This is a genomic window from Polaribacter sp. YIW18, from assembly GCF_057219325.1.
The window spans coordinates 58,521-72,882 of sequence record NZ_JBXVVE010000006.1 but is presented as its reverse complement, the minus strand read 5'-3'; the positions used below and the strand labels follow the sequence as shown (position 1 = coordinate 72,882).

Genomic DNA, 14,362 nt, shown 5'->3' with positions numbered 1-14,362 from the left:
AATGAAAATTTTTAAATTTGGAGGTGCATCTGTAAAGGATGCTGTAAGCGTAAAAAATGTTACAAACATTTTACAATCCGAAGGTACAGAAAATACATTAGTTGTAGTTTCTGCAATGGGTAAAATTACCAATGCTTTTGAAGACGTAATAGAAGCTTATTATAACAAAACAGATAATTTATCTGAAAAATTAGGAGTTATAGAAGATTTTCATAAAGCTATCATGGATGATTTATTTGAAAAAGAGGCTCCAATTTATAAAGAAATAGATATTTTATTGGGCGAGTTAAGTTGGTTTTTAGCTAGAAATACATCGCAAAGATATAATTATGTGTACGACCAAATTATTTGTTTTGGTGAGTTGTTATCTACCAAAATTGTTAGTGCTTATTTAGAAAAAATTGGTGTAGCAAATAATTGGTTCGATGTAAGAAATTACATAAAAACAGATAGTAATTATAGAGATGCAAAAGTTGATTGGAACTTAACCCAAGAACTTATTTCTAAGAAAGTAGATGCTTCTAAATTAAACATTACACAAGGTTTTATAGCTGCAAACGATACAGAAAATACAACCACTTTAGGTAGAGAAGGATCTGATTATACAGCTGGTATTTTTGCATATTGTTTAAATGCAGACAACGTAACTATTTGGAAAGATGTACCTGGTGTTTTAAATGCAGACCCACGCGTTTTTGAAGATACTACTTTGTTAAAACAAATTTCTTACCAAGAAGCTATAGAGATGGCATTTTATGGAGCATCTGTAATTCACCCCAAAACTTTACAGCCTTTACAACAAAAAGAAATCCCATTATTAGTACGTTCTTTTGTAAACCCAAAAGAAGCTGGTACAAGAATTTCTAAAGGGTCTAATTTAGAGCCTTTAATACCTTGTTTTATTGTTAAGAAAAATCAAATTTTAGTATCTATTTCTGCTTTAGACTTTACTTTTATGGTAGAAAATAATATTAGTTATATTTTTAAGAAATTACACGATTATCAATTAAAAACCAATCTAATACAAAATTCGGCTATTAGTTTTTCTATCTGTATAGATAATAAATTTAATAAGTTTGATAGTTTTTACGAAGAACTAAAAACGGAATTTAAAATAGACGTACAAAAGAAAGTAGATTTGTATACAGTGCGTCATTTTGATGACAAAGCAATTGAAAGTATACAAGAAAAAGGTACTTTTTTGTTAACGCAAGTTAATAAGGAAACTATGCAAATTGTTTTGGATGCAAAATAATTGAATTCCTATTTCATTTTTTTAGTATGTTTGTATGAAGCTCTAATAGTATTTTATGGCATTAGTAACCTCTAAAGAAATTGCACAAGTAATTGGTATTCAGAAATTTAGATTTCTAGGTACTTTTGTAGGATGGATTTTATTAAGAATACTTCGTATATCTACCATTAATAAAATTTACGATAAGAATAAAAATAAATCTGAACTAGATTTTTTAAACGGTGTTTTAGACGATTGTAATATAAAGTTTGAAGTTCCAGAAGATGATCTTAAAAGAATACCAAAAGAAGGTCCTTTTATTACAATTTCTAATCATCCTTTAGGGGGGATAGATGGCGTTTTACTATTAAAGTTATTGATAGAAAAAAGAGCTGATTATAAAATAATTGCCAACTTTTTACTACATAGAATAGCGCCATTAAAGCCTTATGTAATGCCCGTAAATCCTTTTGAAACCAGAAAGGACGTAAAATCTAGTGTAGCAGGAATTAAAAGTGCTTTATCACATTTAAGAGAAGGAAAACCTTTGGGAATTTTTCCTGCAGGAGAGGTGTCTACCTATAAAGATGGTAAATTAAAAGTAGATAAGCCTTGGGAAGAAGGTGCAGTTAAATTGATAAAAAAGGCAGAAGTACCTGTTATTCCTATATATTTTCATGCCCAAAATAGTAAACTTTTTTACTTTTTATCTAAAATTTCAGATACGTTAAGAACAGCTAAATTACCATCAGAAGTGATTTCTCAAGGAGGTAGAGTTGTAAGAGTTAGAATAGGAAAACCAATTTCTGTAAAAGACCAAAGTGATTTTAAAGACATTCCGTCTTTTTGTGAGTTTATAAGAAAGAAAACCTATATGTTGGCAAATCCTTTTGAAAAAGCTCACAAACTAATTTCTACTCAAAATATAAAAATTAAAAAGCCAGCAAAAAAAATTGCTGCTCAAAAAAATGTAGATTCATTTATTAACGAAGTAAATATTTTAAGAGCTAAGAATAGTAGATTATTAGAAAGTAAAAACTACGAAGTGTTTTTTGCGGGCGCTAAAGAAATACCAAATCTATTGCATGAAATTGGTAGGTTAAGAGAAATCACGTTTAGAGAAGTAGGTGAGGGCACCAATAAATCTTTAGATTTAGATAAGTACGATAAATATTACTCCCACCTTTTTTTATGGGATAGAGAAGCTAGTTGTTTGGTAGGAGCTTATAGAATGGGACTTGGTAAAGATATTTTTAAAAAGTATGGTATCAATGGGTTTTACGTGCAAACCTTGTTTAAAATAGAACCAGAATTACACCAAATGATGAGCAATACCATAGAGATGGGACGTGCTTTTATTGTAAGTGAATATCAACAAAAACCCATGCCACTATTTTTATTGTGGAAAGGAATTGTACATGTTACTTTACGTTATCCAGAATATAAATATTTAATGGGTGGTGTTTCTATTAGCAATCAATTTTCAGATTTTTCTAAATCGTTAATGATTGAGTTTATGAAATCTCATTATTACGACCCATACATTGCCCAATATATTTATGCCAAAAAAGAATACAAGGTAAAACTAAAAGATGGTGATAAAGACTTTGTATTTGATGCTACTAAAGCAGACATGCAAAAGTTTGATAAAATTATAGACGAAATTGAACCAGGAGCATTAAGAATTCCAGTTTTATTAAAGAAATATGTAAAACAAAATGCCCGTTTGGTAGCTTTTAATGTAGACCCAAAGTTTAACAATGCTGTAGATGGTTTAATGTATATAAAAGTAGCAGACATACCAGAAAGTACAGTAAAACCTGTGATGGAAGAATTTCAAGCAGAGTTAGAGCGTAAAGCTACTGAATTACAGAATAAATAGATTTTTTTCAAAAATAAGCCCCTTAAACATCTTGATTTAATTTGAATTAAATTTGTTTTTAAATTGACAATGACAAGTTTTTTTAATAGTTTAAAAAAAATAACTATTATTTTTGTGTTTAAATGCATAAAGAACTCAATTCCTTTTTTTTTCAAGATTTTATTGCTGAAAATCAACACGTTCATCTACCTATTTTAGAAGAAAAAAAAGTAACACTTTACATAAAAAGAGAAGACGTAATCCATCCTTTTGTTTCAGGTAATAAGTTTAGAAAACTAAAGTACAATTTAACAGAAGCTAAAAAACTTAAAAAAAATACCTTACTTACATTTGGTGGAGCTTTTTCTAATCATATTGTTGCAACTGCTGTTGCTGGTAAGTTGGCGGGTTTTAAAACCATTGGTGTTATTAGGGGAGATGAGTTAGCTAAAAATTTAAAAGAAACGCTAGTTAATAATGCTACTTTACAAGAAGCCCATAAAAACGGAATGAAATTCCATTTTGTTTCTAGAGAAAATTACCGACAAAAAAATAGCCTTGGTTTCGTAGAAAAATTAAAAAATAAATTGGGTGATTTTTATCTAATTCCAGAAGGAGGTACTAATTGTTTGGCCGTAAAAGGTTGCCAAGAAATTTTAACAAAATTAGATCATAATTTCGATTATATTTGTTGTGCAGTTGGCACAAGTGGTACAATTTCTGGTGTTATTAATTCTTTAGAAAAGCATCAAAAGGTAATAGGTTTTCCTGCTTTAAAAGGTGATTTTTTTGCCGAAGAAATAAAAAAATATACCATCAAAAACAATAATTGGACTATCGTAAAAAATTATCATTTTGGGGGTTATGCAAAATATAATGACGAGCTCATTCGTTTTATAAACAATTTTACAGATCAAACTAAAATTCAGTTAGACCCAATTTATACAGCTAAAATGCTATTTGGTATTTTAAATTTAGTTCATAAAAATTATTTTCCAGAAAATAGTAAAATTTTAGCAATTCATACTGGAGGGTTGCAGGGTATTACAGGTTTCAATCAAAAATTAAAACAAAAAAATAAAGCGCTAATTAATTATTTATGAAGTTAAAAATACTTTTCAGTTTCCTATTATTATTGATTTTAGCAAGTTGTGGTTCTAATAAAAAGGTGATACATAAAAAAAATACAGGGGTGGTTATTGCAGAGCCAAAACCTAAAGAATTACCTTCTGTAAATCAAGTTGAATTTACTAAAAAATTAGCTAAAAAAAATCCTCGATTAAATAAACAAACCCTTGCTTATATTAAAAAATATGCACCTATTGCTGTACAAGAAATGCACGAATATAAAATACCAGCAAGCATAACTTTGGCACAAGGTATTTTAGAATCTGGTAGAGGTAGAAGTGAGTTGGCTTTAAAATCTAACAATCATTTTGGTATTAAATGCCATACACAATGGAAAGGAGAACGAGTGTATCATGATGATGATGAAAAAGGCGAATGTTTTAGAAAATACGTATATCCAGAAACCTCTTATAATGATCATTCTTTGTTTTTAACCCAAAGAAAACGTTATGCTTTTTTGTTTGATTACCCTATAAAAAACTACAAAAAATGGGCTTATGGATTAAGAAAGGCAGGTTATGCTACAGATAGAAAATATCCTGTAAAATTGATTCAAATCATAAAAGAGTATAAATTGTACGAGTTTGATAAATTCAAAAAATCTAAATTTAAAAAGGAAGTTAAAAAACTGAATAAAAACAACGAAATAGAGCAGGCTATTGTGATACAAAAAACAGCTAAAAACTATTATATTGTGCAAAAAGGAGATACCCTATATGCAATTGCAGCAAAAAATAATATTACTATAGAATTGCTTAAAGAAATCAATAATTTAGATGGTAATACCATTTCTATTGGACAGAAATTATTAATAAAATAAGTTTCTAGTCTTTTAGTTCGAGTCATTTTAAGGAAAGAAAAATTGTGTCGAGATTTTTTTTTATCTTTTAATTTAATGTCTTACTTTAAGAATTATTTGATACAAGTGGCAATCAGTTTGTCATATATTCTATTGATATTTGAGGTAAAAATTTCAAAATTTGTATGCCTGTAAAACCAACACCAAAAAACTAAAATTATGCCCATTATAAAACCTGTAAAAGGTAAACATCCACAAATATTTAAAGATTGTTACATAGCAGAAAATGCCACTATTGTTGGTGAGGTTTCTATAGGCAAAGAATGTAGTGTTTGGTTTAATGCTGTTATTAGAGGAGATGTTCATTTTATAAAAATTGGTAACAAAGTAAATATACAAGATGGAGCTGTAATTCATGCCACATATCAAAAATCGCCCACAATTATTGGTAATAATGTTTCAATTGGTCACAATGCAATTGTACACGGTTGCACCATTAAAGACAATGTTTTGATTGGTATGGGTAGCATTATTATGGACGATTGTATTGTAGAATCAAACTCAATAATTGCAGCAGGTGCTGTAGTTACAAAGAATACACATATAGAAAGTGGAAGTATTTACGCTGGTATACCTGCAAAAAAAGTAAAAGACATTTCTCAAGAATTAATCTCTGGCGAAATTGATAGAATTGCTAACAATTATGTAAAATATTCAAGTTGGTTTAAAGATTAACAATCTTTTATTTTTTTATAAGTTCATCTTTATTTGGGCGTTTTAACAGGCTATCCATTCTATCTTTTTTTTGTACTGATTTTTTTTAGCACTTTTCTATTTAAACTTAGTGTTTTTTTTAATTGAAATATTGTTTCTAGTCTAGAAAAAAAAGGATGCCATTTCTATCCTTAACGCAGAAAATAACTCTCAAAATAAAACCCGACCCCTATCTAGAAACCGGGTATTATATTTCAAATAAATACGATATTGTATAATTATTTTCTTCTCATTTTTTTACCTCTTTTTTCTTGCATTTTTTTCATTTTCATTTTTTTTGTCCGTATTTTTCTTGCTTTCTGCATTTTCTCAAACTTTTCAAACTGCTCTTTATTTAAAATTTCTTTCATGCTATTTCTCATCGCAATTTGATTGTCTAACATTTTACTCTTTAAAGTATAAACTTCGTCTGCAGTGGGTTTTTTACGTTCTTTTCTAGCTTCTTTTCTTTTTTCCATAAAAGCTTTTCTCTCTGTCATTTTAGCTGCAATTAAAGGCTTAATTTTGTTCTTTTGGTTTTCAGATAAATCTAAGTCTAGGGTCATTTTTTTAATTGCTAAATTAGTATGTTGTTCAATGGTAAGCTGTGGTCTTTTATGACTTCTTTTTTTCTGTTTTTGTGCTTGTGTTGTAAATGTAAAAGCAAATACAAATGCTAAAATTGTTGCTAATTTTTTCATGTTTTTTAAATTTTAATTAATGTTTTATGTTGTTAGGACCTAGTAACTTTAAAAAGGTTTAATTATAGATACCTATTTATTAATATTTATACTTCTTAGGCCTTTAAAAAAAACAAATAGATTAAATTTGTAATTCTATTTATAAATAATTAAATTATTTACATGAAAAATATCATCTATATTATCTTGATTTTTCCATTATTTGTATTTGCTCAAGTACAAGATAAAGACTCTGTAAAAGTAGACTTAAGTAGCCCACATGCAATTATTTATACGCATTTATATTTCCTACAATCAGATTCTTTTCAACCCAAAAAAGCGGCAAAAACTATTTATGGGTTATCTGAAAGTAAAGCAGAAAAAAAGGCCATAAAAATAAAACAAGTTTTAGATGGCAAGGGGTTGTATGTAGATTTAGATAGAGTGCCTACAAATCCTAACTACAAAGATAGTATTGGCTACTCTTCTTATTATAAATATGTTTTATTTCCTCAAAGAATGCCACAAATTTATGTAGAAAAAGTTGACGATAAATGGTATTATTCATCAGAAACTATTGCAAAAATAGACGATATTTACAAAGAGGTTTTTCCTTGGTATGTACAACAAATACAAGAAATCATTCCAGTTTCTGGACATAAAAAGTTTTTTGGGATAGAGATATGGCAGTTTATTGCCTTAGTTTTACTTTTCGTTTTGGCTTATATTTTGTTTTTAGTAGCAAAAAGAATTGCTTTTTTTGTACTGCAAAAAATAAAATCGGTCATTCAGAAAAACACTTCTTTTGAGGTAAATACAGTTTTAAAAAAATTAGCACATCCAATTAGTTTGTTAATTACAACTGCTTTTGTAGATAAAATATTTCCGTCCTTACAATTCAGTTTAGAAATTAATACCTGGGTATTCTTAGCCCTTAATATAGCTGCAACTGTTTTTTGGATTTATGTTTTCTTAAAGCTTGTAAAAGTAATTATGAAAATTTACAGCGAATACACAGAAACTACACATAATAAGTTAGATGATCAATTAGCCCCTATCGTAAATAACTTTTTTACAGGTTTAGTTATTTTAATTGGTGTTTTTAGGTTGCTAACACTTTTTGGTGTAAATACAACCACAATGTTAGCAGGAGCAACCATAGGAGGGTTGGCATTCGCTTTAGCATCTCAAGACACTGTAAAAAATCTAATAGGTACCATTATGATTTTTTTAGACAAACCCTTTCATATAGGAGATTGGATTGAAGCAAGTGAAGTTGTAGGTACCGTAGAAAAAGTTGGTTTTAGATCTACAAGAGTGCGCGCTGCAGATACTTCTGTATACCAAATACCCAATAGTAAATTGTCTGAAATTGTTATTAATAACAAAGGTTTACGATTGTTTAGACGTTATAATACAAATTTAGGTTTGCGTTATGATACACCACCAGAATTAATAGAAGCTTTTGTAAAAGGTGTTAGAGAAATTATAATAGCACATCCAGAAACACGTTCAGATTCTTACAATGTAGAGTTTACAGGTTTTGGTGATTCTGCATTATTAGTAATGGTAAATGTATATTTTAAAAGTTTGGCCTGGGGTGTAGAGCAATCTTCTAAGCATAGATTACATATTGCAATTATAAAATTAGCAAAAGCACTGGGTGTAGATTTTGCATTTCCATCGACTACTGTTACAATAGAAAATTTTCCAGAAAAAAAAGCCATCAACCCAAAATATGATACAGAGTCTACAAGAATTAATGAAGCAATATCAAAAGTTTTAGAAGAATTTAATCAAGAAATTGTAGCGGCTGAAAATGAAGAAAATAGAATTTAAAAATTTAACTCTGAATTTTTAAACTTACACAGTTTTTAGGATAGTGTCAATTACTATAGTCTATATAATCTAGATATATAAGATTTTTTTTATATAGTAGATAGTTCATTTTTTTAAAAAAAAACCTCATCATTATAGATGAGGTTTTGTGTAAAAAAATGGTGATTTTTATTTAGGTTCTAGAATCATATCAATTCTGTCTACTACATCTTGTAAATGGTAACGTCTTAAAGTGTTACCACTATTCATGGCCCTTTTAACATCCTTTTGCAAGCGTTTTAATTCTCCTCTTAAAACAGATTTAACATCAGATTGGTTGATGGTAATTCCACTTTGCTTAAAGTAACCACGGTTTGTACCTCTTTGGTTTTTAGCTTCGTTTAATAAGTAGTTTAATCTATCTAAATGAGCTCTTTGTAAATTTCTTCTATAAGTATCTATAGAGCGTCCAGAGTAAACTTCATTCCAAACACCTTTGCGTAAATCATTCATCATGGTAACTAATGTGTAAGCTTTTGAAGATCCATTTAAAGTTTCGTTTTCAATCATTCTAGCCATTCTACCAGCATCTAAAATGTTATTTAGGGTTCTCGCTTGTAAACCTCTAACTCTTTCTATAGAGCCAGAAAATTCTGTTTTGCTAAAAATATTTTCGTCTAACATCCAGGTAGGAGTTTTAAATAACTCATTAATTACAAATTGTAAAGCTTCTCTCTGTTTTGCTTTATCTACATGTGTATATACAGCTCCTTCTTGGTCAGATGTCTTGTAATATTCATAAACACCACCAATGTTTGCAGAAACATGCCCCATATATCTATTAAACTGACTTAATAATTGGCCATACATGGTAGATAACTCATCATAATTTTTTCCTTTTTCGGAAGTCCATTCTTCCAATCTAGGTAAAATTCTTTTTAAATTTTTAATACCATACATAGAAGCTTTCATTGCGTCATCTCCTAAATCTTCCGTTTGAGAGCTAGGGTCTACAACACCACCAGCTTGTTGGTGACCAAATCTGTACATTGGGTCTCCAGCATGTTTTAAAATCCAAGCATCTAAAATTGGTTTTTCTTCTTTAGCAGTTTTATTTAAAATAGGTCTATATCCCCAAGCAATTGCATACTTATCATACACGCCAATATTAGGCATTAAAGCTACATCTTCATCATCAGGTTGCGCTATATAATTAAAACGTGCATAATCCATAATAGAGGGTGCTGTTCCATATTTTTTTGTAAATGTTGCAGAGCGTAAAGAATCTACAGGATAAGCAACAGAACTCCCCATATTATGAGGCAATCCTAAAGTATGTCCTAATTCATGAGAAGATACAAATCGTATTAAACGTCCCATAACTTCTGTTTTAAATTCATTTCCACGTGCATCTGGGTTAATGGCTGCAGTTTGTATAAAGAACCAGTTGTGTAATAATGTCATTACATTATGGTACCAGTTTATATCAGACTCTAAAATTTCTCCAGAACGGGGATCACTTACGTGAGGTCCGTTTGCGTTTGGTATAGGAGAAGCTAAATATCTAATTACAGAATAACGTACATCTTCTGGACTATATTCTGGATCTTCTTCTTTAGTTGGTGCTCTTTTACCAACAATTGCATTTTTAAAACCTGCAGCTTCAAAAGCAACTTGCCAATCGTTTACACCTTGTATAATGTAAGGAACCCACTCTTCTGGTGTTGCTCTATCTACATAATATACAATTTGTTTTTTTGGCTCTACAAGTTCTCCTCTTTTAAACTTCTCAATATCTTCCTCTTTAACTTCTAAACGATATCTGTCTAAATAAGTAACTGTTTTACTTTTTTGAGCTTCTAAGCCATAATCAGTTTGTCCTCTTGCAAACCAACCAACTCGCTCATCAAAATATCTTCGTTTCATTGGTACTTTTGGTAATAAAACCATAGAATTACTCATTTCTAAAGTTATAGACCCTACAGCACTATTAGATGGGGCTTTGTTTGCAAGATATGTTTTTACATGTCTTACTTCTATATTTCTTGGATAGCTACTTACTCTTTCTATGTAAGAACGTGTTTTATCCATTCTTGTAGCTTGGTATCTTTTTCTGTAAAAAGAAGGAAAGCCTAAAGGTTTTACGTCTGTAGAAAATAAAGACGTCGCATCTATTACTGTTGCAGTAGAATCTTTACTAAAAGCTTTAATTGGAAAAGAAAATAAAATAGGTTCTAAATTAGAGTTTACTACCGCTTCATGCACTGGTAAAATTGTATCAGCAACTACATCATGAGATACGACTCTTAATAAGATATTTTTATTTTTTTTCTCCCAGCGTAAAACTTGTGTGTTGGTTTTACCACCACCAAAACCAATATTACTTGCAGTTTTAGCTATTCTTGTAACCATTAACATTTCTCTTCTTAAAAGAGAATCTGGTATTTCGAATAAATAATTATCGTCTTTGGTATGTACTTTAAACAGACCCTCGTCTGTTTTATGCTTTTTAGTTACAACTTTACTGTAAGGTTGAATGTCTCCTTTTTTAGGCTTAGGTTTAGCAGCTGTTTTTGGGGCTTCTTTTTTCTTTTTCTTCCAGAATTGAGCAGCAGTTTCTGTTGAAAAACCGAATACAAAAGCAACTAAAAGAAGTTTGATTAGGACTTTTTTGGTCATTATAAATTTGATTTAAATTAGTATACCCGAAGTTAGGTAAACTGATTAGGATGCATTCTTAAATTTTTGTTAAAGAGATTTGCTTTTTTTTGTTAAAATTCAACACAAAAAAAGCCTTTAGAATGAACTCTAAAGGCTTTAAATAAAGGTTTTATTTTTTAAAGATTAAATGTTTGTTTAATCTTTTCTACATAATCTAATTTTTCCCAGGTAAAGGTTTCTACTTCTTCAGAAACAGTTTCTCCCATTGGATTTGTAAACGTAACTGTTTTAATTTCAGGAGTTCTTCCCATGTGTCCATAAGCTGCAGTTTCTGAGTAAATAGGTGTTCTTAATTTTAAACGTTGTTCTATAAAATAAGGACGCATATCAAAAATACCTGCTACTTTTTTACTAATTTCTCCATCAGTTAAATCTACGTTCGATGTTCCGTAAGTTTCTACATTAATACTTGTTGGTTTTGCTACTCCAATAGCATAAGAAACTTGTACTAAAACCTCTTTACAAAGACCTGCTGCAACTAAGTTTTTAGCAATATGTCTTGTTGCGTATGCTCCAGACCTATCCACTTTACTTGGGTCTTTTCCAGAAAAAGCACCTCCACCATGTGCACCTTTACCACCATAAGTATCAACAATAATTTTTCTTCCTGTTAAACCAGTGTCTCCATGAGGCCCTCCAATTACAAAAACACCAGTTGGGTTTATATGGTAGGTAATATTATCTGTAAATAATTTTTGAATGTGATTTGGTAGTTTTGCAACCACTCTCGGAATTAAAATTTCTACGATATCTTTTTTGATTTTTGCTAACATGACATCATCAGATTTATCAAAATCATCATGTTGTGTAGAAATAACAATAGCGTCTATTCTTTGAGGTTTATTGTCATCAGAATACTCAATAGTTACTTGGCTTTTTGCGTCTGGTCTTAAATAAGTAATATCATTATTTTCTCTTCTTAAAGCAGCCAATTCTTTAAGTAATCTATGAGATAATTCTAACGCCAAAGGCATGTAATTTTCTGTCTCATCTGTTGCATAACCAAACATCATACCTTGGTCTCCTGCACCTTGTTCTTCTGGGCTAGATCTATCTACACCTTGGTTAATATCTGGAGATTGTTCGTGTATGGCAGATAAAACCCCACACGAATTTCCATCAAACATATATTCTCCCTTGGTATAACCAATTTTATTAATTACGTCTCTAGCAATTTGTTGAACATCTAAATAAGTTTTAGATTTGACTTCACCAGCCAAAACAACTTGTCCTGTTGTAACCATGGTTTCGCAAGCAACTTTACTACTTTTATCAAAAGCTAAAAAATTATCTATTAATGCATCAGAAATTTGATCTGCAACTTTATCTGGGTGTCCTTCAGAAACACTTTCTGAGGTAAATAAATATGACATAATATTGTTTTTTTATTTAAAATAATTTAAATGAAAAATAAATTTTGATTGCAAGGTCGCTAAAAGAAGTAGGGATTTACTGCTTTAGCATTTTTTTAATGAGGTTGCAATCAGTTCAAATTTTTCCTCTAAGTTTGGTGCAAAGCTACATTATAAAAATATAATTGAACATAATTTTACAATAATTTTTTTTGATAGTATCATTAATTAAACAATATTAGGCTCTTTATACTTTTCTTTTTAAAGAATGATGAATTTTTTGAGCTTTTAATTAAAGAATCTGTATTAAAATTAAAAAAACTACTTTTTAATTTGGATATTAAATTTTTCTAAACATATATTTGCATTCACAAAGTTCAATAACTTATTGAAATGTTATCAAGAAAGGTGGAGGGATTAGACCCTTTGAAGCCTTAGCAACCCTTTTCAAGAGGAAAAGAAGGTGCTAAATTCTACTTAGTTTCAGATTCATTTATCAGAAATTAGATAGATAACCCAAAACAATTGCACGTTCGTGTAATTGAATAATTCTTAATAACATTTTTCTAGTAAGTACATCAGCAAAAAAAAGAATCTGATGCATTTGACTTTTGGTTTAATCAGAAATTGATTCACAATTTAAAAATTGTGTTTCTTTTAAAAACTGTTCCTGAACAGACAGGAATTTAAATTAACTCAAAAAAAATAGAAAAATGAGTACACAAAAATTAGCAACCAATGCGTTGCACGCAGGACATGATGTAGCAGCCAATGGAGGTACAAGAGCAGTGCCAATTTACCAAACATCATCGTATGTTTTTAACAATTCAGAACATGCAGCAAATCTTTTTTCGCTACAAGAATTAGGGTTTATTTACACAAGGTTAAACAACCCAACCAATCAAATTTTGCAAGATCGTTTAGCGGCTGTAGAAGGTGGTATTGGAGCTGTAGTTTTTGCTTCTGGTACAGCGGCCATTTCAACTGGTTTGCTAACCTTGTTAAAAGCTGGAGATCATATTGTGGCTTCTAGTAGTTTATATGGTGGAACTTACAATCTTTTAAGCGTTACATTACCAAGATTTGGTATTACAACTACTTTTGTAGATGCTTCAAACCCTGAAAGTTTTGAAACTGCTGTTCAAGATAATACAAGAGCCTTTTTTGTAGAATCTTTAGGAAATCCTAAATTAGATGTATTAGATCTAGAAGCAATTTCTATACAAGCAAAAAAAGCAGAAGTTCCTTTTATAGTTGATAATACAGTAGCAACACCAGCTTTATTAAACCCAATCAAACACGGTGCAAATATCGTAATTCATTCACTTACAAAATATATTGGTGGTCAAGGAACATCTTTAGGAGGCGCAATTATAGATGCTGGAACTTTTAACTGGGCTAATGGTAAATTCCCTGAGTTTACAGAACCATCTGCAGGATATCATGGATTAAAATATCATGATGTTTTAGGAGCAGCATCTTATACTTTTAAATTAATTTTAGAAGGTTTACGTGATTTTGGTGGAGCTTTAAGTCCAACAAATGCATTTAATATTATTCAAGGTTTGGAAACATTGCCTGTTAGAATTCAAAAACATTCAGAAAATGCACTAGAATTGGCAAAATGGTTAGAACAACAAGAGGAAGTTGCTTGGGTAAACTATCCTGGTTTAGAGAGTAATAAATACAATGCCTTAGCTAAAAAATACTTACCAAAAGGGCAAAGTGGAATTGTAACTTTTGGACCAAAAAAAGGTTTTGAAGCTGCAAAAACAATTGCAGATAAAACTAAAATATTCTCTTTATTGGCAAATATTGGCGATACAAAATCGTTAATTATTCATCCAGCAAGTACAACACATCAACAATTAGATGAGGCAGCTCAAGAAAGTGCAGGTGTGTCTCAAGATTTAATTAGATTGTCTGTTGGTATTGAGGATTTAGAAGATTTAAAAGCAGATTTAAAAGCCGCTTTTTCAGAAATATAATTAGAAAAAAAACGAATTTCACAGGTTT

At 30.0% G+C, this 14,362-nt stretch carries 10 protein-coding genes and 1 riboswitch; of the genes, 7 read left to right on the top strand and 3 right to left on the bottom strand.

The features are described from left to right. The first annotated feature begins 1 nt into the window (after position 1). The 5 genes from AC2D6T_RS07880 to AC2D6T_RS07860 all read left to right on the top strand — a co-directional run bounded on the left by AC2D6T_RS07880 (position 2) and on the right by AC2D6T_RS07860 (position 5,757). A complete protein-coding gene (locus tag AC2D6T_RS07880) occupies positions 2 to 1,255 on the top strand; it encodes an aspartate kinase (protein ID WP_484681108.1) in 1,254 nt (417 codons plus the stop codon). Between the two features lie 55 nt (positions 1,256 to 1,310). Continuing rightward, a complete protein-coding gene (locus AC2D6T_RS07875; protein ID WP_298947192.1) occupies positions 1,311 to 3,116 on the top strand; it encodes a GNAT family N-acyltransferase in 1,806 nt (601 codons plus the stop codon). Positions 3,117 to 3,238: 122 nt separating this feature from the next. Next, positions 3,239 to 4,198 (top strand): 1-aminocyclopropane-1-carboxylate deaminase/D-cysteine desulfhydrase, encoded by a 960-nt coding sequence (locus tag AC2D6T_RS07870; RefSeq protein WP_484681107.1) that lies wholly within the window; start codon positions 3,239 to 3,241, stop codon positions 4,196 to 4,198. Further along, complete coding sequence (locus tag AC2D6T_RS07865) at positions 4,195 to 5,043, top strand: glucosaminidase domain-containing protein (protein ID WP_484681106.1); 849 nt, start codon at positions 4,195 to 4,197, stop codon at positions 5,041 to 5,043. The genes AC2D6T_RS07870 and AC2D6T_RS07865 overlap by 4 nt, the downstream gene beginning before the upstream one ends. A 198-nt stretch (positions 5,044 to 5,241) precedes the next feature. Continuing rightward, positions 5,242 to 5,757 carry a gamma carbonic anhydrase family protein gene (locus AC2D6T_RS07860; protein ID WP_484681105.1) on the top strand — a complete coding sequence of 172 codons (516 nt, stop codon included), beginning with the start codon at positions 5,242 to 5,244 and terminating at the stop codon, positions 5,755 to 5,757. Positions 5,758 to 6,014: 257 nt separating this feature from the next. Here the strand turns inward: AC2D6T_RS07860 and AC2D6T_RS07855 are convergent, their stop codons facing one another. Next, a complete protein-coding gene (locus tag AC2D6T_RS07855; protein WP_484681104.1) occupies positions 6,015 to 6,476 on the bottom strand; it encodes a Spy/CpxP family protein refolding chaperone in 462 nt (153 codons plus the stop codon). 162 nt (positions 6,477 to 6,638) lie between these two features. Here AC2D6T_RS07855 and AC2D6T_RS07850 point away from each other — a divergent pair, with 162 nt between their 5' ends. Then, positions 6,639 to 8,294: a mechanosensitive ion channel family protein gene (locus AC2D6T_RS07850; protein WP_438989718.1), complete on the top strand. Its 1,656-nt coding sequence runs from the start codon at positions 6,639 to 6,641 to the stop codon at positions 8,292 to 8,294. A 168-nt stretch (positions 8,295 to 8,462) separates the two neighbouring features. On the opposite strand, the gene AC2D6T_RS07845 is transcribed toward AC2D6T_RS07850, so the two are convergent. Beyond that, positions 8,463 to 10,952, bottom strand: a complete 2,490-nt coding sequence (locus tag AC2D6T_RS07845) for a zinc-dependent metalloprotease (RefSeq protein ID WP_484681103.1) — start codon at positions 10,950 to 10,952, stop codon at positions 8,463 to 8,465. Positions 10,953 to 11,110: 158 nt separating this feature from the next. After that, positions 11,111 to 12,367, bottom strand: a complete 1,257-nt coding sequence (gene metK / locus AC2D6T_RS07840) for a methionine adenosyltransferase (protein WP_438989272.1) — start codon at positions 12,365 to 12,367, stop codon at positions 11,111 to 11,113. Positions 12,368 to 12,739: 372 nt separating this feature from the next. Beyond that, positions 12,740 to 12,864: riboswitch (SAM riboswitch) on the top strand. 195 nt (positions 12,865 to 13,059) lie between these two features. On the opposite strand from metK, the gene AC2D6T_RS07835 reads away from it, so the two are divergent. Beyond that, positions 13,060 to 14,334 (top strand): O-acetylhomoserine aminocarboxypropyltransferase/cysteine synthase family protein, encoded by a 1,275-nt coding sequence (locus tag AC2D6T_RS07835; RefSeq protein WP_438989271.1) that lies wholly within the window; start codon positions 13,060 to 13,062, stop codon positions 14,332 to 14,334. Positions 14,335 to 14,362: the final 28 nt, after the last annotated feature.

Excerpts from the sequence above, each read along its gene's own strand:
- AC2D6T_RS07880 (WP_484681108.1), top strand. The coding sequence starts at position 2 with ATGAAAATTTTTAAATTTGGAGGTGCATCTGTAAAGGATGCTGTAAGC.
- AC2D6T_RS07875 (WP_298947192.1), top strand. The coding sequence starts at position 1,311 with ATGGCATTAGTAACCTCTAAAGAAATTGCACAAGTAATTGGTATTCAG.
- AC2D6T_RS07870 (WP_484681107.1), top strand. The coding sequence starts at position 3,239 with ATGCATAAAGAACTCAATTCCTTTTTTTTTCAAGATTTTATTGCTGAA.
- AC2D6T_RS07865 (WP_484681106.1), top strand. The coding sequence starts at position 4,195 with ATGAAGTTAAAAATACTTTTCAGTTTCCTATTATTATTGATTTTAGCA.
- AC2D6T_RS07860 (WP_484681105.1), top strand. The coding sequence starts at position 5,242 with ATGCCCATTATAAAACCTGTAAAAGGTAAACATCCACAAATATTTAAA.
- AC2D6T_RS07855 (WP_484681104.1), bottom strand. The coding sequence starts at position 6,476 with ATGAAAAAATTAGCAACAATTTTAGCATTTGTATTTGCTTTTACATTT.
- AC2D6T_RS07850 (WP_438989718.1), top strand. The coding sequence starts at position 6,639 with ATGAAAAATATCATCTATATTATCTTGATTTTTCCATTATTTGTATTT.
- AC2D6T_RS07845 (WP_484681103.1), bottom strand. The coding sequence starts at position 10,952 with ATGACCAAAAAAGTCCTAATCAAACTTCTTTTAGTTGCTTTTGTATTC.
- metK (WP_438989272.1), bottom strand. The coding sequence starts at position 12,367 with ATGTCATATTTATTTACCTCAGAAAGTGTTTCTGAAGGACACCCAGAT.
- AC2D6T_RS07835 (WP_438989271.1), top strand. The coding sequence starts at position 13,060 with ATGAGTACACAAAAATTAGCAACCAATGCGTTGCACGCAGGACATGAT.